Source organism: Pedobacter indicus (assembly GCF_003449035.1).
GTDB lineage: Bacteria > Bacteroidota > Bacteroidia > Sphingobacteriales > Sphingobacteriaceae > Albibacterium > Albibacterium indicum.
Genome location: NZ_QRGB01000001.1, coordinates 2,532,567 through 2,554,290, shown reverse-complemented (window position 1 = coordinate 2,554,290; position 21,724 = coordinate 2,532,567). Strand labels below are relative to the sequence as shown.

The window sequence follows — 21,724 nt, the reverse complement described above, 5'->3', positions numbered from 1 at the left end:
ATACAATATATAAAAAGCTATGTCAACGAATCGAATCGATAGAAGAAAGTTTTTAGCCAGTAGCGCTGTCGGACTAAGCGGAATGCTTGCATCAACCTCGTCTGTATTTGCACAGGAAAACTTTTTGTCAACTTCTAAAAAAGCTGTCCGGATCGGGGTCATTGGAACAGGGAAGCGGGGTTTGGGACTGATCAATACCATCGCCGAATCTGTACCGCAGCTACAAGTTGTTGCCTGTTGTGACCTGATTCCTGAAAACCTCCAGGCAGCCTTGCAAAAAGCTGGAAAAAAAGCAAAAGGTTATACAGATTATGAGAAGCTCTTGGCAGATCGAAATGTTGATGCCGTCATTGTTTCCACGCCCTTATACCTGCATTATCCCATGGCGGTGGCTGCACTCGAAAGAAATAAACATGTCTATGTCGAAAAATCGATGGCTTTTACGATAAAACAGGCATTAGATATGGTGCGTCGTGTGCGAGAATCCAACCTGGTTCTTCAAGTTGGGTTTCAATACCGAAACTTTCCACTTTACCATAAAGTCAAAGAAATTATCCAAAAAGGCACGTTGGGAGGGTATAGCGTTGAATGTCAATACAACCGTGCGGCCGACTGGCGCTATCCGGTTAAAGACCCAAGTCAGGAAAAGCTCATTAATTGGCGCCTGTACCGCGATCTTTGTGGTGGCCCGCTTTCAGAACTCTGTGCCCATCAGATCGATATCGTAGGTTATCTTGTCGGAAGCCGCCCCGCTAAAACAGTTGGAATTGGCGGAATTGACTTCTTTGACGATGGGCGAACCACACATGATAATGTAAGAACGATTTACGAGTACGAGAACAAGGTTAAGGCGGCCTATACATCAGTTTACGCTAACGAGGGCAACCCTTATCAAATCAGAGTCATCGGTCAGCACGCTACCATAGAAATTGGTCGAAGCAATGCTTTTATATATACCCAGTCGAAAAATCCGAAGCAGACTCTAGGAATCGTAGATGGTGTAACCGGTGCTACGCTTACCAATGATGAACCGGGAAAGAAAGTTCAAATACCCTATCTGGAGCCAGGAGAAAAGCGTGTTGAGCCAACACTCTACGCATTGCAAGATTTTTATAACTGTATAGCCGATGGTGGAACTCCCTTATCTAACGTAAGTACAGGAAGGGATAGTGCTATTGCTATTTGTATGGGCTTGGATGCCATGGAGACAGGAGAAACACAACATTGGAAACCTGAGTATTCTATTTAGTAAAAAAGCACGATTTGATAGAATAGCACGAGACATTATCCACATGAATAATAATAAACGAATCGGTATTATCGGCTTAGATGCCATGCATGCCGTTGCCCTAACAACGGCAATTAACTCGGAAAAAGGCGGAGATTACCTTGGTTATAAGGTAACTCATGCCTATCCGCAGGGCAGTAAGGATTTGGAATACAGAAAGAAGAATATTCCTAAGTACACAACAGCCGTTACCGAAATGGGTGTCCAGATTGTCGATTCTATTGAGAAATTGCTGCAAGAAGTTGATCAGGTCATTCTGACCAGTAATGATGGTCATGTCCACTTCGAACAGGCTCTTCCTGTTATCCAGGCAGGGAAACCTTTGTTTATCGACAAACCACTTGCCGGTACACTTGAAGATGCGATGGCTATTTATAAAGCGGCAGAAGAATACAATACACCTGTCTTTTCTTCTTCGTCATTACGTTTTATCAGTAAGATAAAGGAGTTACAGACAGCAAAAGAGGCAGAGATTATCGGAGCCCACACGTTTAGCTCAGCCAGCTTCGAACCCTCACTGCCAGAACTGCTCTGGTACGCCATTCACGGGATCGAAATGCTATTTTCGGTTATGGGTAGCGGATGCGTACAGGTGCAACGAATAGCGACCGACGATTATGATCTTTTAACAGCCTTATGGGCGGACGGCCGCGTGGGCACCTACCGCGGCATCCGTAAAGGAAAAACCGCATTCGGTGGGACAGCTTTTTCAGCACAGGGACCGGTCGATCTTGGCGGCTTCGAGGGTTATGAACCTTTGGCACTTGCTATTGTTGAATTCTTCGATACCAAAATTCCTCCCGTCACGCTCAAAGAAACACTGGAAATATTCGCCTTTATCTTTGCCGCCGAAGAGAGCAAAAAGCAAGGCGGTGTTCCAGTAAAAATCGATATATCCGAGAAAAGTATCTAGATTATGAAAATAAAATACAGGAAAAGACATTTTAAAAATATCCTTATCGCCCTTGCATTCGCAAGCATCGCTATCCTGAGTTGCCGGCAAAAGCCTGCACAGGTTTTTACCCAGGAAATCGAGGAAAATATCCAACTCGACTCAACCGTGCTGGGTGTCAGCGTAATTACCGATAGTTTGCTGGTGCCTTGGGAACTGGTATGGGGACCGGACGACTATATCTGGGTGAGCGAAGAGCGGGGTACACTCTATCGCGTCAACCCGGAAACTGGTGAAAAGCACCTCGTTTTGCAATTGCCTATCGGTAAACGTCCTGAAGGTCTGCAATCCTTTATCGTGCATCCCGATCAGGATCAGTACCCGTATGTTTACCTCCATTATAAAAAATTCAATGAAGATAGTGTTCGTTTTAATATCCTGGCCCGCTTTACTTATCAGAATGATACCCTCGTTGATGAAAAGATACTACTCACGGATACAGCCGGACGCGGACATACGGGATCGCGACTGGCATTCCATGGAACCGACCGAATCCTCTGGGCCACGGGCGACCAGGCCATAAAAGATCATCCCCAAAACCTTGATAATATCAATGGTAAGATATTGCGTATGGATCTGGATGGAAAGGTTCCAGACGATAATCCTTTCCCAAATTCATTGATCTATGCTCTGGGTTTTAGAAATATGCAGGGATTGACGACAACGCCAGACGGAGTCATCTATATTTCAGAACATGGCGATGCAACAGAAGATGAGGTTAACCTCATCCAAGCGGGCGGAAACTATGGTTTCCCTAATATCGAAGGTGTGGTCGACAATGAACTCGAACGTGCTTTCGAAAAGGAACACAATACCATTCCGCCGCTAATGGCTTGGACACCTACCATCGCGCCAGCGGATATTGATTATTATCCGAGAAAGAACTCTCAAATCCCTGAATGGGATCATGCTCTCCTGCTCGTTATGCTAAAAGGGCAGGGGCTTCGTGTATTGAACCTCAATGATGAAGGAAATGAAATCATCCGTGAGGAGATCTTTCTTGAGAAACTGTATGGCCGCATCCGCGCACTTTGTGTCTCGCCCGCAGGCGATATCTACATATCTACATCCAATCACGACTGGAACCCCATGACTGAACCTGCTGAGAAAGATGACCGAATCTTGCGCATTGCGCGTGTCGACCGTGCTACCAAAGAACCATTGAAAGGAAAAACAATGGAGGAGTCTAGTCAGGAACTGGCTACCGGCGAAAGCCTCTATCAGCAATACTGCTTCTCCTGCCACAAAGGAAAAGGAGAGGGACTTAAGGATATCTATCCGCCGCTCGCCAACTCAGCAGTGGTGGCAGACGGCCAGCAATTGATCGAAACTGTAAAAAACGGACGCGATACAGAAGATTATGATTTTGCAATGCCCGCGTTTTCCTTCCTAGAAGACGATCAGCTTAACAAAATATTGAATTACGTGAGAACGTCTTTTGGAAATAAATTGGATTCCGTTAACGTTAACGAGTTAAAAAATTATTAACTTTAGTCCACTCAAATCCTAAAAATTATGAAACACACTCTATTTCTTTTATTTCTGTTCTTTACTTTTCATGTCGGTAACGTTACCGCCCATGGGAAAAAGACAAAGTCGGTACACATCCAACAGCAGATTAGAGGAACCGTCTCGGATGAAACCGGACTGCCTTTGCCGGGCGTAACGGTTCAGGTGCAGGGAACGCAGGTGGCCAGCACCACTGACTCCGAAGGCCGTTATACCATTCAGGCCGAAAATGGTGCTACACTGGTATTCAATATGATCGGTTTTGTTAGTGAAGAGCGGGTTGTCGATGGAAGCAGCATCAACGTTGTGCTTAAAGCTTCCATTTCAGATCTCGATGAAGTTGTTGTCGTAGGTTATGGTACACAGCGCAGGAGGGATCTTACAGGTGCTATTTCTTCCGTTAAAGCAGAGGATATTGTGAAAGTGCAGACACCCAGTTTTACTTCAGCTATCCAGGGTAAAGTTCCCGGTGTCTACATCTCACAGACTTCCGGCGCGCCGGGCAGTTCAGCTTCTGTACGTATCCGTGGTGTTGGAACCACTGGCGGCAATCAGCCTTTATATGTAGTCGACGGTTTTCCGATCAGTGCCGGTGCCATGAGTATCAGCCGAAGTTCCGATCGGATCGACGGCCTTTCGGTAATTAATCCAGCTGATATTGAGTCTATTGAAGTGCTCAAAGATGCGGCCTCAGCGGCAATTTACGGTGCTCGCGCTGCTAATGGCGTTATCCTCATCACGACCAAGCGCGGTAAAGAAGGGCAGGCGCGCATCACCTTAAATTCATCCTATGGGGTGCAGGATCTTTGGAGACGTCCTGAGTTTCTTAACGCAGAACAATTTGCTACGCTCGCCAATGAACTGTATACCAATTCGGGTATGACACCAAATCCGGAATGGGCAGATCCCGCTTCTTTCGGAGCAGGGACCAACTGGATCGACCAGGTTTTTCGCACAGCACCCATTCAAAACTATGATTTTAGAGCAACAGGTGGCACCGAAAAGCTGAAAGCATCTGCCTCCCTAGGGTATATGGATCAGCAGGGTACGATGATCGAGACTGGTTATTCGCGTTATACGGGACGTTTTACTGCTGACCTAACGGCAAGCGATAAGCTTTCCTTCGGCGGCTCCCTGGCCTATACCTATACACAGGGACAAGGCCAGCAAAATCAGGTCATGAATCGTGGTATTTTTAACCTTGCACAACAATATTATCCGACATTAGGACCGGGTTCTGTGATCGACGGAAATTCAGCTTATTATACTACGCAAGGTGATAATCCTGTTCTCAGAGCACAATCTATGGACAACCGACTTCGTAACAGCCGCGTTTTCGGAAATGTATTTGGAACCTATGAAATTATACCCGATTTGACCTTCAAATCCAGCGTAGGGATCGATCACGATAACAACCGTAATCGTGCGTGGGAGCCTACGGTCGATCGCGGACACTATCGTAATCTACAGGCTTATCTAAGTGAAACAGCGACCGAAGACATGACCTGGCTTATCGAAAATACCTTATCTTACTCTAAAACCTTCAGTGACCATAGCCTGTCGGCTGTAGTGGGTCAAACAGCGCAGCGCAGCCAAACTGACTGGATCACGGCCATCGGTCGGGAGTTTGCGAACGAACAATTGCAAATCATCAACGGTAGTAAGTCAGATTTACGTGAAGCTAACGGAACAAAAGGAGATTATACACTCGCTTCCTATCTGGCCCGTGTGAATTACGCCTATAAAGACAAGTACCTGTTTTCAGCCAGTATCCGTCGCGACGGATCATCCAATTTTGGCCCTAACAACAAATGGGGTAATTTCCCTTCGGTGTCTGCCGGTTGGAACATCTCCGATGAGGCATTCCTCGCCGATGCAAACTTTTTGAACTCCTTAAAAATCAGAGCTAGCTGGGGTGAATTGGGTAACGATGCTATCGGGGCTTTCGGTTATCTCAATACCATCCGTAGCGGCACGGGGAGCGATAATTACGTTTTCGGCCCCAGCCAGGATCTGGTACTCGGTGCCTCTCTTTCCAGACCGGGTAATCCCGACCTGAAATGGGAAACCACACAGCAGACCAATATCGGTATTGATGCCACCCTTTTTGAAAATGCGGTGTCTTTGACGGCCGACTACTACATCAAAAATACGAAAGACATGCTGGTAAACCTACCGGTTTCCTATGAAGCTGGTTTTGCTTCAGCACCATCGGTCAACGGAGGTGAAGTGCAGAACAAAGGTTTTGAATTTGCATTAGGCTATCAGAAAACCGTTGGTGATCTGTATTTCAGTATCAACGGAAACTTTTCCACGCTTACCAATGTTGTTAAAAGTCTCGGTGTCGGTCGCCCAATCAACGGACCCACACTGCAATATACGAGCATGAGCGCATCTTACACCGAAGTAGGTCGGCCCATCGGCTACTATCGAGGCTTCGTGGTAGATGGCATCTATCAGACCAACGAAGAAGTCAATAGAAGCCTACAGCCTAATGCGGTAGCAGGTGACTTCAAGTTCAAAGACATCAATGGTGATAACCTGCTGACTGACCTCGACCGTGTCGAACTCGGAACCCCATGGCCGGATATCATGTACGGTGCTAATTTCGACCTGACTTACAAAGGCTTTGACTTTAACCTGATGTTGCAAGGTGTAGCCGGTAACCAGATTTTCCATTCCAATAAATTCTCAACCTACCCGATGAAATATTTCGGTGGTTCCGGCGTCGTTAACAGCGCTATTGAGGTTCTCGACCGGTGGACACCCGGAAGCGGAAAAAATGAAATCCCACAACTCAAATATGTAGATTCCAATGGTAACTACGCCAACGCTTCTTCTTTTTACATTGAAGACGGCGACTATCTGCGCATTCGGAATGTGATTCTAGGTTATAGCCTTCCGGCAGGTTTGCTTGAAAGAACCAAGACATTCAAAAGTGTTCGGCTATACGTCAGCGCGCAGAACCTTTTCACGTTCACCAATTATTCAGGTTTTGATCCAGAGGTGGGAAGCACCAATCCCATCCGGGCAGGGATAGATGATGGTGTATATCCTATGCCGCGTACGATTAGCTTTGGTTTAAATCTCTCACTCTAGAATTCAAATTCAAAAGATATTATGAAAACGATCATAAAATATATAACAGCCATTATTTGCGTCAGCATCGTATCATCGTGCGGCGACGAATTTCTAACACTTACCCCCAAAGACCAGTTAACCGATCTTAACTTTTTCCAAACCGAATCAGACGCCCAACAAGCACTAACCGGTGTCTATGGACAATTACAACCCAACCAAACCTATGGCGTTTCGATTGATGCAGCTGATATTGAATGGGCTATGAGTGGCGATCTCTATGAAATGGACGGATCGGCAGCTCGTATTGAAATCCACACATTGGCACTTCCCGCCAGCAACACGAAAATCCGTGACATGTATCAGCAGACCTATACCGGTGTTAGTCGCGCCAACTTTACGATATCACGCGTCAGTCAGATGGAAGAGCTGGATGCCGATGTTAAAGAAAAAATATTGGCACAAGCCAAGTTCCTGCGTGCTATCTATTACTATCGCCTGGTCAACTATTTCGGCGGCGTACCCCTTGTTTTAGAAGAACTTGATGCCAGTTCCGAGATGGAGATTCCCCGTGCTACCGCAGAAGAAGTTTGGGCACAGATTGAAACCGATCTAACCGAAGCCATTGCCGTATTGCCTGAAACCTGGGAAGGCGACGACTTTGGTCGTGCTACAAAGGGTGCCGCTCAGGGTTTCTTGGCCAAAGCCTACCTGTGGCAAGAGAAATGGGCTGATGTAGTTCGTGTCAGTGAAGAGATCATCAATTCAGGTCACTATGGTTTGGTTGAAAACTTCAGAGACATCTTCAAAGAAGAAAATGAAGCCAATGAAGAGATCGTCTTTGCTACCCAATTCCGTGGTGGAAATGACGGCGAAGGGAGCAACATTGTTTACCGTACCGCACCACGCGGCGCACCATCTGAGTTCACAGGTTCAGGAGCTTGGAGCAATTTCGTTCCACAAGGCCATTGGGTAAATGCCTTTGAGAAAGACGGTAGCGGTAAGATTAAAGACGAACGCTATTGGGATGTTATCATTGGCCCGGGCGAACCTCATCAAGATATGCCAGACTTTGTTATGCCTACCAGCGTGCCAGACGGATGGTCTAAAACCGGGTATATAACCACCAAGTACTGGCAAAAAGCGACCATCGGCATGTCCGGTGTCAACGCACCTGTTTTGCGTTATGCCGAAATCCTGTTAAACTATGCTGAGGCCCTGAATGAAGTCGGCCGCAGTGCCGAAGCTATGGCACAAGTTAACCTGATCCGTCAACGAGCAGAACTTGATGCCAAGTCAACCGCCTTAGGAAAGGATGCTGTACTCGATGCTATTTTCTATGAAAGAAGAATGGAGTTTATCTGGGAATCAGCCGGAGCCTTCTCCGATCTTAACCGAAGAGGGCGCTTTATCGATTTTATCCGTGAAAACCGTCCAAATTTCGCACAGCTTAATGTAGACAGCAAACCTTGGTTACAAACTCAGCCCATCCTTCTTCCCATACCTCGCGAAGCATGGGAGCGGAACAAGGCCTTGGAGCAGAATCCCGGTTATACGTTTTAAGTGCTAACTGGCTCAGAACGAAATTATGTAGTAATGAAAACAATATCAAGTATCCTTTTATTTATTTGCGCAGGCTGTTTCGGCAGCTTTGCGCAATCCTTAGACATCTCCCAATACTTCACCCCACCTCCCGAATTTCAGGGCAAATTTGGCGACTACCGGAACGTCCTTCAATTTTACGACGGTCGGCAGGTAAAAACCACAGCCGACTGGGCAGAACGCAGAAAGGAAATCCGCGAGCGGTGGATGGAATTGATGGGCGAGTGGCCGGACGTGATAACCGACCAGCAGCTCGAGATCCTCAGCAGTACCAAGCGTGAAGACTTTACACAGTATAAAGTACGATTCAAGTGGCTACCTAATGAAAGTACCGAAGGCTACCTGCTCGTTCCGGACGATGATGTTCCCGGCAAGAACCCCACAACGGGTAAGCGCCCAGCCGTCATCAGCGTCTTCTACGAACCCGAAACCGCTATCGGGCAGGGCAGGGACGTACCACATTTTGACTTTGCCTACCAGCTCACCAAAAGAGGCTTCGTTAGTCTTTCCATCGGCACCACCGAAGCTACCAAAGCCAAAACCTATTCACTCTATTACCCCAGTATCGAACATGCTGAAGTAGAGCCCCTTTCCATGTTGGGTTATGCCGGCGCCAATGCTCTGGAAGCATTGGCCAAAAGACCAGAGGTAGACGGCAGCAAGATCGGTATCATCGGTTTATCTTTCGGTGGAAAATGGTCCATGTTTGCCTCAACGCTTTATGACAAATTCGCTGCAGCCGTTTGGTCTGATCCTGGAATCGTATTCGACGAAAGTCGCATTGCGGTCAACTATTGGGAACCCTGGTATCTCGGCTATCATCCTAAACCTTGGCGTAAAAGAGCACTCATTACAGGAGATAACCCCGCACAAGGCCTTTATCCAGAGCTTGTTAAGAACGGTTATGATCTGCATGAATTGCATGCCCTGATGGCGCCGCGACCTTTTTTGGTGTCTGGCGGATCTGAAGACCCACCAGAGCGCTGGATCCCGTTGAATTCGACTATAGCCGTGAACAAGCTACTAGGTTATGATGATCGGGTAGGGATGACTAACCGGCCTACGCACCGACCGGATAAAGAAGCAAATGACATCGCTTATGCCTTTTTTGAGAAGTTTTTAATGAAACCATAATCTATTCTCTAAATTTACCTCGAGTGAGGTGCCTTCGATTATGATCTTACAAATGATAATATTTTGTTGCTGATAAACAGGAAGTTGTAAAATATTTTCCGATTCATAGTCTACTGTTTGATAAATAAAAGCTCTTAGATTTAAGGAGCTCTTATTGCTTCTATTATTAAACCGTATGATCCAATGAAGCAGAAAGACTACAAAGTCCTTTTACAAAAATATATAGACGGCATCTGCACGGATTATGAAAGAAAAATTGTAGAATCCTGGTTAGAAAACCGAGTAAAATCTAGCGATTGGAAGTGGACAAGTGATGGGCATAAAATTCGTACTCAAAAACGAATTTGGACTTTCATAATACAAAACATCTATAAAAAAAAACGTCGTCCGGCTGTACTTGCTATTGCTGCCTCTTTTTCAGTTATTTTCCTTTTCATTTATTTGTTTCAAAGCTCTTATCAAACAGAGAAGCTAGATTGGCCTAGAAGGAAGGAGGGTGACCGTGATTCTATAAATACCCATAGTGGTTAGTACACTTTAATCAGCACTCCAATTAATCGCTGGTTTAAAATTATGATGTTTAAATAACCAAATTAGGGTTATCTTCGACACAAATTCAACCTACCCATTTCCTAAGCCGAGATCCAAAAGACAATTTCCTATTAGATTTGATGAACCTAGGTGTGCTCAGCTGTCATAGTTCCCAAGATTTTTCGTAATTCTAACTGGATTTCTATCAGTATGAAATATATGAAGGATATGTATTAATCGTTGCTCTGAAATTAGTTCATAGACAATAATATATGGAAATTTGGATACAACGTATTGGCGAAATGATCTAATTTTTATTGGATATAATTCGGGATTAAGAACAATTGCATTAATCGATGCCTCAATTTGTCCAAGAAACCTTTCACCCAATCCCGCTTGTTTATACTCATACCATTCGTAAGATTCCTGCAATTCCATTTCTGCAACTGAAGAAAGAATAACTGTGAGCGACACTTTTTTTGATTATACTATCTATTTATTTAGAATTTAACCGGCGTTTTACTTCATCAAAAGTTACACCTACGTCTTGTCCTGATTTTAGCCGCTGAGAACGTTCATGTAATTCTTGAACCAGTAGTTGATCCTCCCACCATTTATAAGACTGACTATCTTTGTCGATTGAATATTCCACCCCTAACTTATCTAGCAGTGCCTTGATTTTTCGTTCAGCGGCTTCCCCTTCGATATTTATCGTTAATTTCATAGCTTCTTATATTTAATAAAATGACAATATTTGCCTCTACCACAAATATATGAAATTTCCCCCTCACTAGCCCCACCTATCATTTTCAGCACCTTTGTGAATCAATAATTCTTACTCACCGGAATCACCTCACCAGACCTCAGCATCACATGCGTGTGCAGAATCTTATCAATGTGGCGTTCGTTTACCACAAAAGACTTATGCACCCGCTTAAACCAATCATGGTTCAGCACCTCCTGGTGCGTGCGCTTCAGGTTAGCGCGCAGCGTATACTTTCGGTCTACCGTATAGATATGCGTATAATTCCCGTCCGCTTCCGCGTAAAGGATATCAATAAAGTGAACGATGCTTTTTATATTTCAATATATATTTGTTTTATTGCAGTAATATTTAACTGTATTTATGTAACTTCGAAAACAAGCTGCTATTTCGGTTGTGAAATAATATTATAATTTGCATTGTGATCATGGTCAGTCCTTAATTTAAGCTCTTAAGATTTATGAATATTATGAACAAAAAGCCACCCCGGGAAAGCAGACGTATTGGAATTATAGGACTTGACCATATGCTGTCGGTTGAATTAACAAGGATAATTAACAAAGTCTCTGACGAAGGGAAATACTACGGTTATCGTGTCTCCGCGGCTTATCCCCACGGAACGAGAGATTTAACTTATAGAAGTGCTAGAGTTCCTGAATATAGTGAAGCGTTAAGAAGACTTGGTGTGAATATAGTGCATTCAATTAAAGAACTCTTACAACTTGTTGACTGTGTTATAATCACAAGTAATGATGGGCGCGTGCATCGGGAACAAGCGCTTCTAGCTATCGAAGCAGGCAAGCCAGTATTTATCCATAAACCTCTCGCTGGGTCATGGGATGACGCGCTGTCAATTTATCGCTCTTCTAAACGTCACAATACGCCAGTTTTCTCTTCTTCCTCTTTGAGGTTTATAGATAGTATTAGGCGACTAGACAATTGGATAAGTAAATGGAGGGTAGGAAAAATTTTAGGTGCGCATACTTATAGTCCAGCCCATTTTGATGGTTCAGAACCTGATTTACTTTGGAATGCTATCAATGGTATTGAGATGCTTTTTGCTATAATGGGGCCGGGGTGTACAAGTGTCCAAAGAATTAATAATGAAAACTATGACTATTTAATTGGACAATGGCGTGACGGAAGAATAGGAACATTTAGAGGAGCAAGAAGGGGCAGCGATGGGTTTGGAGGAGTAGTGTTCGGACAGAAATCAAATATTATTTTAGGTGGTTTCGAAGGTTTCGAACCAATAGCTTCTGAGATTATCAATTTTTTTGAGGAAAAGAAATCTCCAGTTAGCCTAGAAGAAACCCTTGAAATCATGGCGTTTATTATTGCGGCAGATGAAAGTAAAAAGAATGGAGGGCGACGCATGCAATTAAGAACAAATCAAAGTTCAGGATTTAAAATATAAACTTAAAACAGGAAGAACATTTAAACTAAAGTAGGCGATTTTGAATATTGTATTGAATACCAGTGTTGAAGTTACCAAGTTAATAGTTTTTACTCACCGGAATCACCTCCCCAGACTTCAAGATCACATGCGTGTGTAAAATCTTATCAATGTGTCGTTCATTCACCACAAAAGACTTATGCACCCGCTTAAACCAATCATGGTTCAGCACCTCCTGATGCGTGCGCTTCAGGTTAGCGCGCAGCGTAAATTTCCGTTCCACCGTATAAATATGCGTATAGTTCCCGTCCGCTTCCGCGTACAGGATATCAATAAAGTTTACAATGTTTTTTGTGCCCCCCTCGTTGATGATCGTAGACCGCCGCGCCTTTTCACCCTTAATGCGACCGATTGCCATCTCAAGCGCAACAAAAATATCCCCCACATCAAAAGGCTTAATCACATAGCCGTAAGCATTCGTAGCCCGCGCCTTCTGAATCGTCATCTCATCCTTATGCGAAGAAATGTAAATATGCGGAATATCCCTTTTATCCAGCTCCGTCGCCAGGTTCAAACCCTCGTTTACACCCTTCAGTGAAATATCCACCAAAAAGATATCCGCCTTATTATTGTCCAAATGTTCAAAAGCCTCCTCATAAGAAGTAGACACCTGTACAACCCGATGACCCAGATTTGTTACAATATCTTCCAGGTCCATGGCAATGATTACTTCGTCTTCTACAATATGTATAGCTAATTTCTCCACTGGGCAATTTAAGTCTAAGGCTTTAATCTGAAAACGGAACGAATATAGAATAAATTACACTTAACCCATGAAAAAATATGCAAAAGGCTATTATTTGTACACGTATGAGATTAGAATTTGTTAAAGCCTTTTTGGTATGATGATTGCTTTTACCGTCGCAAAAGAGACTCGTGATATACAAAATCACCATAAAATTACAGAAAATACATTTTTTTCAGAAACTTAACATTGAAAGCCTATCTTTGCAAAAAGTTAACTCATAGAACATATGAAATCTAACAACCTACTTTACCTCGCGGTAGTCGGCATCCTTTTGCTCTTCAGCAGTTGCGCCGAACAAAGAAACCTAGTCTATTTTGATGATATCCAACAGAGTGACGCCTACCAGCAAGCCATCACCAATGCCCACGAACCCAAAATCCAAGTTGGGGATATTATGGGGATTACCGTCAGCACCTTAGACCCAACATCCAATGCACTTTTTAATACCGGCGCTGTTATCCAAGGAAGTAACCCACAATTAAGCACAACGCAAGCAGCTGGAAGTACCAACTTAGGCAAAGAAGGTTATTTAGTAGGTAATGATGGTACCATTAATTTTCCTGTCATAGGCAAAGTGAACCTCCAAGGTTTAACCTTAACCCAAGCACATGAAAAAATGCGTAATGAAATCAGCGAATATGTTAAAGATCCAATTGTTAATGTTCGCTATATGAATTTCAAAGTAACCGTTATTGGGGAGGTTGCACGACCAACTACCTTTACGGTTGATAATGAAAAGATCAATGTTTTGGAAGCACTCGGTAGAGCAGGGGATATGACTTCTTTTGGTATGCGTGAAAACGTGTTGGTTATTCGTGAAGTTGATGGCAAGCGAAACATGGCTCGTTTAAACCTGAACAGCAGCAATGCTTTTCAGTCGCCTTATTTCTATCTACAACAAAATGATATTGTCTACGTAGAACCTTCGGATATGAAAGGTAGGCAAGCGAATAGAAACCCGAATTCAGTTCCGATTATAATGGGTATTTTATCAATTATAACAATTATTGCTACGAGATTGTAAATTATTATTTTAATAAAAGAATGAATCAAGAAGAAGTTCATCATCAGGAAAACCAAAATCAACAAATTGATCTTAAAGCTCTAATTTTTAACTACTTTCGACATTGGCATTGGTTCGCCATTAGTTTAGTTGTATGTTTGTTTGTTGCGTTTCTTTATTTGCGATATGCAACTCCCCAATACGAAGTTGTTTCGAAAGTTCTTATTAAAGACGACAAAAAAGGGGGTGCTTCACTTGACCCGGCTGCAGCGTTTCAGGACTTGGATATATTTAAGTCAAATCAAAATATTAATAATGAAATAGAGGTTCTGAAAGGGAAAACATTAATGTTTAGGGTTTTAAGAGAATTAAATCAAGAAACGACCTTCTATACGGAAGGAAATATAAAAACATCTGAAATTTATGGTAATTCGGTTCCCATTAATATAACATTATCAAGTCTCGACTCAGCAGCGTTAGGGGAGAGGGTTAAGGTGGACATTAAAGATAAGAATAGATATACTTTAGTAGACGAAGATGGTTCGGAAGACTATGAATTTGGTAAACAGGTTAAGAAAAAATACGCTACATTTACTTTAACCGCCGCATCAGGTAACGTAAGCCAAGGTAAAACTATTTGGATTCAATTTAACGATTTACAGAAGATGGCTGCCGTTTATAATGAATCAATAAATATTAGTCCAGTTAACAAAGATGCGTCTGTTTTATCTATTTCTTTGATTCATGCTGTTCCGACTAAAGCGGAGGATATCATTAACAAATTGATCGAAGTTTATAATAGGGAGGCGATCGAAGATAAAAACCAAATTGCCCAAAACACGGTAAAGTTTATCGACGAACGCTTAAATTTTCTAGTAACTGAACTCGAAGACGTTGAACAAGATGTTGAGCAATATAAACGCGAAAATCAAATTACTGATATTGGAAACGAAGCGCAGCAATATATGCAGGAAGCGTCTGAGTACGGTAGGCAGTTAGCTGATTATCAAACGCAAATCTCTGTGTTGGAGAGTATGGAAAGTTATATGCAGGATGCTGCTGGAGATGAATTGGTACCTAGTTCGATGGGGATTTCAGATCCTACTTTAGTGAGTTTGACGTCAAAATATAATGATTTACAGTTGGAGCGTCAAAAACTTCTTCGTAATGTTCAACCGGCGAACCCATTGGTCCAAAGTTTGGATGAACAGTTAGCTAATTTACGCTCTAATATTTTAGAAAATTTAAGTAATATAAAGCGCTCGTTGACTATAACGCGAAATAATCTTCAAAATAAAACTGGTGGGTTTCAGTCTCGAATTTCCCAAATTCCGTCAGCCGAACGCAATTTGTTGGAAATTCAGCGTGAACAAGGTATTAAACAAGCTTTATATGGTTATTTATTGCAGAAACGAGAAGAATCAGCTATATCTTTAGCGTCGACAGTATCGAACACACGTATTATTGATGCCGCGATTACTAATGATATTCCGGTTAGTCCTAGGAAGGTGCTTGTTGCATTTTTAGCTTTAGTGGTGGGTTTTGGAATTCCTATCGGAGCATTATACACTAAAGGGTTGTTAGACGACAAAGTAGGGAATATGCGAGATGTTGAAAAAATTACAGATGTCCCTGTGTTAGGAGAGCTAGTACACCACGACGAAGAGGATGCGTTAGTAGTGAAAAAAGGTAGCCGAACTGCTATTGCTGAGCTGTTTAGGTTAATTAGAACTAATCTTCAATTTGCTGCACCCGGGAAACACGCCAAGGTGTTAATGGTCACCTCATCTATGTCGGGAGAAGGAAAAACTTTTTTCTCAATTAACGTAGGTGCTAGTTTAGCGCTTTCAGGTAAAAAAGTAGTTTTGTTGGAGTTTGATATTCGTAAGCCTAAGCTGATGAAAGATATTGGACTGTCTACCCAAAAAGGGCGCGGGTTTACCTCTTTCTTAGTTAATGAGGATATGGTTTTAGCCGATATTGTACAGCCGACTAACTTGGTTGATAACTTATGGGTTATTTCATCTGGTCCAATTCCTCCTAATCCTGCTGAGTTGCTTTTAAGTCCTAAGATTGAGAAACTATTTTCAGAGTTACGAGAACACTTTGATGTAATAATTGTCGACACCTCGCCAATAGGTCAGGTGGCGGATGCTTTCTCTCTAGCACCATTTGCAGACGTAACTGCTTATATGGTAAGGTATAACTATACTTTCAAACAGCAGCTGCACATCGTCGAAGATATTAGAAGGAATAAGAAGATGAATAATCTTATGGTAGTCATGAATGATGCGAAGAAAGAAAATTCTTATGGTTACGGTTACGGTTACGGTTATGGCTACGGCTACGGTTATGGCGAGGATCTTCAAAAGAACTCATGGAAAGATAAAATAAAAAGATATTTATCGAGATAATATTAAGCTAATATTCAATTTTTAGATTTACAAAAAATAAAATAACAATAAAATGAGTAAAAATAATTCTAACGGTGCCGTTGATAATGCTAAAATAGCTGTAATTGGTTTGGGTTATGTCGGTTTGCCGCTGGCTATTGAATTTGGCAAAAAATATGATGTTCTAGGTTTTGATATTAATCAGGCTCGTGTGGACGAGTTGAGCGAAGGAAAAGATAGAACCCAAGAAGCGAACTTGGTTGATCTCAAAGCTGTAATTGAGAATAAAAAAGGAAAGAGTAAAACCGGTCTTTCGTTTTCTGCTAGGAAAGAGGATTTAAAGAATTATAATACGTTCATTGTTACAGTTCCAACTCCAATCGACCAATTTAAAGCTCCAGACCTTACTCCGTTAATTAAGGCTTCTGAGATGTTAGGTTCAATCCTTAAGTCGGGTGATATCGTTATTTATGAATCAACAGTTTATCCCGGCTGTACTGAGGAAGATTGCGTCCCTGTTTTAGAGAGAACGTCTGGTCTAAAATTTAATAAAGATTTCTTTGCTGGGTACTCTCCTGAGCGTATTAATCCTGGTGATAAGATAAATACATTAACAAAAATTAAAAAAGTAACTTCAGGTTCGACTCCGGAGATTGCAAATCGTGTTGATGATCTTTACCGTTCCATTATCACAGCAGGAACGCATAAAGCTCCCAATATTAAAGTTGCTGAAGCGTCGAAAGCTATTGAGAATGCTCAGCGAGACGTTAATATTTCTTTTGTTAATGAATTATCATTAATATTTGATCGTGTTGGTATCGATACAAATGATGTAATTGAAGCTGCCGGAACTAAGTGGAATTTCTTGAAATATCAACCGGGGCTGGTTGGTGGTCACTGTATAGGGGTGGATCCCTACTACTTGGCTCATAAGGCTCAAGCTTTGGGTTATCACCCTCAGGTAATTCTTTCTGGTCGTCGTGTAAACGATAATATGGGGCCTTTCGTAGCTGATAAGGTAGTTAAGTTAATGATTCAGAAAGACCACAAAATTAAAGGATCTAAAGCTTTAATCATGGGTATTACTTTCAAAGAGAATTGCCCTGATGTTCGTAATACTCGTGTAGTCGATATTTACCATGAGTTAGTATCCTTTGGATTAGATGTCGATATTTATGATCCATGGGCCGATGCAGAAGAAGTTAAGCACGAATATGGGGTAGATATTTTGAACAAATTGGATAAGAATACTGTTTACGATGCCGTTGTTGTCGCTGTGGCACATAACGAGTTCTTGAAGTTTGATTATCAGAAAATTAAGCGTAATAATGGGGTTATATTCGATACCAAAGCTTGTTTAGATAGAGCTTTAGTAGATGGGAGGTTATAAAATTGATTTCACACTTTAATTTCTTATACAATGGTTGATTGTGTAGTATTTTGATTGACATTGTGGTTCTGTTTAAGAAAATTTTTAGTCCCTCAAAAAATAGCTTTTTCAACAATGTTTTGATTCTTTTGGGGGGAAGTGCACTAGGACAAGTAATTAACTTGCTTATGAGTCCGGTCATTACACGCATCTTCCCACCAGAGGCTTTTGGAGTATTTGGTGTGTTCACATCAGTTATAAATATCCTTACAAACTCTTCATCTTTAAAATTGGAAATGGCATTACCATTGCAAAAAGAAACAGATGAATTTATAGAGTTGTTGTGGATTTGTCTATTTGCCAATTTAGGGTATGCACTGCTAATAGCTGCTGTTCTAATCTTTATCCCCATAAGTGTTTATGAAACTTTCAATGTTTCTGAACTTGTAGATTTTTTGTGGTTGATTCCTTTAACTTTGTTGATTACTGGTTGTACGAGAATTTTAACCAGTGCTGTTGTTCGATTTAAAGCTTATAAAGCCATCTCCTATTCGTTTATAAATCAGATCCTTGTAAAGAATGTTGTACAAATTATATTAGGATTATTTTCAGCATCTGGTCTATCTTTAATTTTTGGTACTTTTTTTAATCAAGGTACGGGGATGACAAACTTGATTCGTGTATTGAAAAAGAGAAAAGTCTTGACCTGGACTCCTTTATCCAAGTTAATAATTTTTTCGCATGTCAAGGAGCACCGTGATTATATATTTTATGGTACACCTTCCGGTCTTATTAACGCTCTAGGATTATATTTACCTGTGCCATTAGTTATGTATTATTTTGGACCAAAGGAAGCAGGAGGATTAGCTTTTTGTATTACACTCATTTCACTACCAATGCGAGTAGTGGGAAAATCAGTTTCTCAAGCGTTTATAGGTGAGTGTGCAGAAATGATAAGGGAAAAGAAACCTGGCTTAAGCAAATTATACAAAAATCTAATTTTGCGGTTGTCTCTTTTAATTCTTGTACCATTTATTATCGCTACCTTTTGGGGGCAGCCAATATTTAAATTATTCTTTGGGCAAGAATGGTCGCAATCCGGATATTTCATACAAATCCTAGCCTTACCTTTTTGTCTTCAATTTATCTCTTCGCCCTTGTCACAGATTTTAAATCTGTTAACTCTTCAGAAGGTTCAATTAATATGGGATATCATAAGGGTAATTCTTACTATTGGTACTCTATGTTTGCCACCAATCTTAGGATATGCGATTGATCCAACGATATTAATATACAGCGTTGGTAGCTCAATTTCTTACGTTCTTTTAATATTGATATGCTTAAAATATGTTACATTGAAAGAGAAAAATATAATCCGATGAAGTTTTAGTATCTTACTTTTATTATTGAGGTAGTAATGAATAAAGAAAATAAAGTTAGAAGAAGGTTGACATTTCTTGTGAGTGTTTTTATTCTGTTAATATGTTTTGGTTTTGAACATTTCATTTCATCAGATCTAATTAATCATATTAATAACCCATCTATGCTTGTAACAGTTCTCTTTTCATTGATGTCGCTGATTCCGATGTACTGGATACCTGTACAAGCCACTAGACCTAGCGTTTTAGTTATATGGGCGCTGTATTTGGTGGTTTTAATTCCATCGATGATTATTCCGTATTTGTCAATTTATATAGGAATTGATCATTTAGTTTTCTTTAATGTTGTGTTGTTATTATGTTTTTTTCTGCTATGCAGATCAGCGGGTCGTCCATTGAGCAACTATAATTATCCACCATTATCGATGTACGGCTTCTATGCCTTCTTTTTTGTGATCTACGGTATTTTATTACTTAATGTTATTTCGGTTTTTGGATTAGACTTTTCTTTCGTTTCATTACGAGATGTTTACGATGTTCGAACAGAATATAAGGATCAATTAAGCAGCTCTCAATCCTCTAATTATCCGATCCGATGGCTTCTTTTTATTTTTAACCCCTTTTTAATAATCTGCGGATATATAGAGAAGAAAAATATTTGGATGCTTTTTTTAGGTTTGGCCGGTGAATTGTTTATATACTCAATATCGGGTTTAAAATCTGCGTTATTTATAGGCTTTGTATTGATTCTTATTTTATATTTTCTAGGTAAACTAAGGAGTATAAAAAGTGTTCCGACATTGATTACGTTTGGTGTTGTTTGTATGATTGCTATTGCATTAATAATAGATTCGATATATTTTGTAGATAGTATTTTGTATAAGAATATAGTAACGTCGTTAACTTTACGCAGAAATATTGCTATGCCTGGGTTTCTAAGTGGTCAATACTATAATTTCTTTTTACATAATCCCAAAATGTTTATGGCCAACAACTCATTATTTGGTGTTTTGGTTGATTATCATTCTTTTTACGGTTCTCGTTCTGCGCCTGAGATTGTCGGTGCTTTCGTATGGGGGAATGCCGCACCCCATGCAAATGCGAATATATGGGCAGACGGTTACGCTCAATACGGTTTTATAGGCATGATAGTTGTTTCTATTTTATTAGGTTTTTTTTTACATATTTATGATTCAATTTCATCTGGCGTTGATTATCGACTTTCGTTCGTATTTTTAATTGCTCCTGCCTTCGCATTTAGTAATAGCGCATTTTTTACTACTATTATTGGTCATGGAGCAGGAATTTGTATTTTACTTTTGTTTCTCTATATGTCAGCAGTTCGGGGTCATTATTCACAAAAACATAAAAACACTTTAACGACATGAATTTTCGAACGGTATTTTATTTGTATTTTATAAGCTTTTTTATTTTAAGTGCGAACGTGTTTGCTCAGAACTCAATCATCAGGCAGAAGAATTTTATTAAGGACGAAACCATAGGACTTCCAAATGATAAGGTGGATGGCGAATTCATCGGAGGACTTAAAAATCAAACTGTTCCAGTCTATTCTAAGGAATTGGAGAAGAAGGATTATGTAGTTCATACGAAAAGTGAATTGCTAGCAGCTTTGGAAACTGCACAAAATGGAGAGGTTGTATACATTGATGATAAAGCGTCGATTGATCTTAGCAATCATAAGAGTATCGTTGTACCTGGTGGTGTGACAATTGCAAGTGGTAGGGGCATCAACAATAGTAAAGGTGCATTAATTTATACAAATACCGCAGGTGTCTCGCCTCTTTTTAAAGTCGGAGGTGAAAATGTTGTCTTTTTTGGCTTAAGAATAAGCGGCACTGATACTGATATCTATCCATACGGAAAGAAGTTAGCTGGTAAGGAAAACGATCGAAGGAACGTATACAGGAAGCCCGTAACCGTTGGAATAGGGTCTTCTTTTTCCTATCTTATAGTAGAAAACTGTGAACTATTCGGGTGGACTCATGGAGCGATAAGTTTAGAAAAAGGTGCGGACAATGTGATTATACATCATAATTATATACATCATAATCGACGTTACGGGCTTGGTTACGGTGTTGTACTAGATGGAGCATCGGCGTTGATAAAAGCGAATCTTTTTGACTATAATCGTCATGATGTAGCAGGAACTGGAGTCCCTGGGACGAGTTATGAAGCATGTTATAATGTGTTTTTAGAAAATAACACATCTCACTCGTTGGATATGCATGGAGGACGAGATCGGAACGATGGTACCAATATTGCAGGAACCACTATAAAAATACATCACAATTATTTTCGATTGAAAAATGAGAATAGAGCAGTAATTATTAGAGGCTATGCAGACGACGGTGTATATATTTATAAAAATAAGGTTGAACACAGCCCTAAAAATATTTTAAAATCATTAATGGGATCATATTCGGCTTTTGAGCAACGATATGTTGATAAGGGTAGGATGTATATTGAGGAAAATTCCGTAATCTCAAAGGATTGATCAC

18 protein-coding genes are annotated in these 21,724 nt (G+C 41.0%); 14 read left to right on the top strand and 4 right to left on the bottom strand.

Translation table 11 applies throughout. The annotated features are described in order from the left end of the window. The first annotated feature begins 19 nt into the window (after positions 1-19). From D3P12_RS11320 to D3P12_RS11290, 7 genes are all read left to right on the top strand, one after another. Positions 20-1,249, top strand: a complete 1,230-nt coding sequence (locus D3P12_RS11320; protein WP_118195581.1) for a Gfo/Idh/MocA family protein — start codon at positions 20-22, stop codon at positions 1,247-1,249. Next, on the top strand, positions 1,197-2,201 hold the full coding sequence (locus tag D3P12_RS11315) for a Gfo/Idh/MocA family protein (RefSeq protein ID WP_118195579.1): 1,005 nt from the start codon (positions 1,197-1,199) through the stop codon (positions 2,199-2,201). The genes D3P12_RS11320 and D3P12_RS11315 overlap by 53 nt, the downstream gene beginning before the upstream one ends. A gap of 3 nt (positions 2,202-2,204) precedes the next feature. Further along, on the top strand, positions 2,205-3,728 hold the full coding sequence (locus D3P12_RS11310) for a PQQ-dependent sugar dehydrogenase (RefSeq protein WP_118195577.1): 1,524 nt from the start codon (positions 2,205-2,207) through the stop codon (positions 3,726-3,728). Positions 3,729-3,755: 27 nt separating this feature from the next. Then, positions 3,756-6,848, top strand: coding sequence for a SusC/RagA family TonB-linked outer membrane protein (locus tag D3P12_RS11305; protein ID WP_118195575.1), 3,093 nt, complete (start codon positions 3,756-3,758; stop codon positions 6,846-6,848). Between the two features lie 21 nt (positions 6,849-6,869). Further along, positions 6,870-8,390, top strand: coding sequence for a RagB/SusD family nutrient uptake outer membrane protein (locus D3P12_RS11300; RefSeq protein WP_118195573.1), 1,521 nt, complete (start codon positions 6,870-6,872; stop codon positions 8,388-8,390). A 33-nt stretch (positions 8,391-8,423) separates the two neighbouring features. Further along, positions 8,424-9,563, top strand: a complete 1,140-nt coding sequence (locus D3P12_RS11295) for an acyl-CoA thioester hydrolase/BAAT C-terminal domain-containing protein (protein ID WP_118195572.1) — start codon at positions 8,424-8,426, stop codon at positions 9,561-9,563. A gap of 183 nt (positions 9,564-9,746) precedes the next feature. Beyond that, a complete protein-coding gene (locus tag D3P12_RS11290) occupies positions 9,747-10,094 on the top strand; it encodes an anti-sigma factor (protein ID WP_118195570.1) in 348 nt (115 codons plus the stop codon). Between the two features lie 156 nt (positions 10,095-10,250). Here D3P12_RS11290 and D3P12_RS15790 read toward each other — a convergent pair whose 3' ends face one another. From D3P12_RS15790 to D3P12_RS15785, 3 genes are all read right to left on the bottom strand, one after another. Continuing rightward, positions 10,251-10,568 carry a type II toxin-antitoxin system RelE/ParE family toxin gene (locus D3P12_RS15790; protein WP_157970328.1) on the bottom strand — a complete coding sequence of 106 codons (318 nt, stop codon included), beginning with the start codon at positions 10,566-10,568 and terminating at the stop codon, positions 10,251-10,253. Between the two features lie 22 nt (positions 10,569-10,590). After that, positions 10,591-10,818: a hypothetical protein gene (locus D3P12_RS11280; protein ID WP_118195566.1), complete on the bottom strand. Its 228-nt coding sequence runs from the start codon at positions 10,816-10,818 to the stop codon at positions 10,591-10,593. A 101-nt stretch (positions 10,819-10,919) separates the two neighbouring features. Continuing rightward, on the bottom strand, positions 10,920-11,153 hold the full coding sequence (locus D3P12_RS15785; protein WP_394341527.1) for a LytR/AlgR family response regulator transcription factor: 234 nt from the start codon (positions 11,151-11,153) through the stop codon (positions 10,920-10,922). A gap of 173 nt (positions 11,154-11,326) precedes the next feature. Here D3P12_RS15785 and D3P12_RS11270 point away from each other — a divergent pair, with 173 nt between their 5' ends. Next, positions 11,327-12,274: a Gfo/Idh/MocA family protein gene (locus tag D3P12_RS11270; protein ID WP_157970327.1), complete on the top strand. Its 948-nt coding sequence runs from the start codon at positions 11,327-11,329 to the stop codon at positions 12,272-12,274. Positions 12,275-12,353: 79 nt separating this feature from the next. On the opposite strand, the gene D3P12_RS11265 is transcribed toward D3P12_RS11270, so the two are convergent. Beyond that, on the bottom strand, positions 12,354-13,019 hold the full coding sequence (locus D3P12_RS11265) for a LytR/AlgR family response regulator transcription factor (RefSeq protein WP_118195560.1): 666 nt from the start codon (positions 13,017-13,019) through the stop codon (positions 12,354-12,356). Positions 13,020-13,287: 268 nt separating this feature from the next. Between D3P12_RS11265 and D3P12_RS11260 the strand changes: the two genes are divergently transcribed. The 6 genes from D3P12_RS11260 to D3P12_RS11235 are packed head-to-tail and all read left to right on the top strand — an operon-like array spanning position 13,288 to position 21,720. Next, on the top strand, positions 13,288-14,085 hold the full coding sequence (locus D3P12_RS11260) for a polysaccharide biosynthesis/export family protein (RefSeq protein ID WP_118195559.1): 798 nt from the start codon (positions 13,288-13,290) through the stop codon (positions 14,083-14,085). A gap of 20 nt (positions 14,086-14,105) precedes the next feature. Further along, positions 14,106-16,478: a GumC family protein gene (locus D3P12_RS11255; RefSeq protein WP_118195557.1), complete on the top strand. Its 2,373-nt coding sequence runs from the start codon at positions 14,106-14,108 to the stop codon at positions 16,476-16,478. Between the two features lie 52 nt (positions 16,479-16,530). After that, entirely contained in the window at positions 16,531-17,847 is a 1,317-nt protein-coding gene (locus tag D3P12_RS11250; RefSeq protein ID WP_118195554.1) for a nucleotide sugar dehydrogenase, read from the top strand. Positions 17,848-17,897: 50 nt separating this feature from the next. Continuing rightward, a complete protein-coding gene (locus tag D3P12_RS11245) occupies positions 17,898-19,208 on the top strand; it encodes a lipopolysaccharide biosynthesis protein (protein ID WP_118195552.1) in 1,311 nt (436 codons plus the stop codon). Positions 19,209-19,243: 35 nt separating this feature from the next. Beyond that, complete coding sequence (locus tag D3P12_RS11240) at positions 19,244-20,593, top strand: O-antigen polymerase (RefSeq protein ID WP_118195550.1); 1,350 nt, start codon at positions 19,244-19,246, stop codon at positions 20,591-20,593. Next, the gene (locus tag D3P12_RS11235) at positions 20,590-21,720 is read left to right on the top strand and encodes a right-handed parallel beta-helix repeat-containing protein (RefSeq protein ID WP_118195548.1); all 1,131 of its coding nucleotides are present in this window, start codon (positions 20,590-20,592) and stop codon (positions 21,718-21,720) included. Before D3P12_RS11240 ends, D3P12_RS11235 begins: the two co-directional genes overlap by 4 nt. Positions 21,721-21,724 lie beyond the last annotated feature (4 nt).

Excerpts from the sequence above, each read along its gene's own strand:
- D3P12_RS11320 (WP_118195581.1), top strand. The coding sequence starts at position 20 with ATGTCAACGAATCGAATCGATAGAAGAAAGTTTTTAGCCAGTAGCGCT.
- D3P12_RS11315 (WP_118195579.1), top strand. The coding sequence starts at position 1,197 with ATGCCATGGAGACAGGAGAAACACAACATTGGAAACCTGAGTATTCTA.
- D3P12_RS11310 (WP_118195577.1), top strand. The coding sequence starts at position 2,205 with ATGAAAATAAAATACAGGAAAAGACATTTTAAAAATATCCTTATCGCC.
- D3P12_RS11305 (WP_118195575.1), top strand. The coding sequence starts at position 3,756 with ATGAAACACACTCTATTTCTTTTATTTCTGTTCTTTACTTTTCATGTC.
- D3P12_RS11300 (WP_118195573.1), top strand. The coding sequence starts at position 6,870 with ATGAAAACGATCATAAAATATATAACAGCCATTATTTGCGTCAGCATC.
- D3P12_RS11295 (WP_118195572.1), top strand. The coding sequence starts at position 8,424 with ATGAAAACAATATCAAGTATCCTTTTATTTATTTGCGCAGGCTGTTTC.
- D3P12_RS11290 (WP_118195570.1), top strand. The coding sequence starts at position 9,747 with ATGAAGCAGAAAGACTACAAAGTCCTTTTACAAAAATATATAGACGGC.
- D3P12_RS11280 (WP_118195566.1), bottom strand. The coding sequence starts at position 10,818 with ATGAAATTAACGATAAATATCGAAGGGGAAGCCGCTGAACGAAAAATC.
- D3P12_RS11270 (WP_157970327.1), top strand. The coding sequence starts at position 11,327 with ATGAACAAAAAGCCACCCCGGGAAAGCAGACGTATTGGAATTATAGGA.
- D3P12_RS11260 (WP_118195559.1), top strand. The coding sequence starts at position 13,288 with ATGAAATCTAACAACCTACTTTACCTCGCGGTAGTCGGCATCCTTTTG.
- D3P12_RS11255 (WP_118195557.1), top strand. The coding sequence starts at position 14,106 with ATGAATCAAGAAGAAGTTCATCATCAGGAAAACCAAAATCAACAAATT.
- D3P12_RS11250 (WP_118195554.1), top strand. The coding sequence starts at position 16,531 with ATGAGTAAAAATAATTCTAACGGTGCCGTTGATAATGCTAAAATAGCT.
- D3P12_RS11240 (WP_118195550.1), top strand. The coding sequence starts at position 19,244 with ATGAATAAAGAAAATAAAGTTAGAAGAAGGTTGACATTTCTTGTGAGT.
- D3P12_RS11235 (WP_118195548.1), top strand. The coding sequence starts at position 20,590 with ATGAATTTTCGAACGGTATTTTATTTGTATTTTATAAGCTTTTTTATT.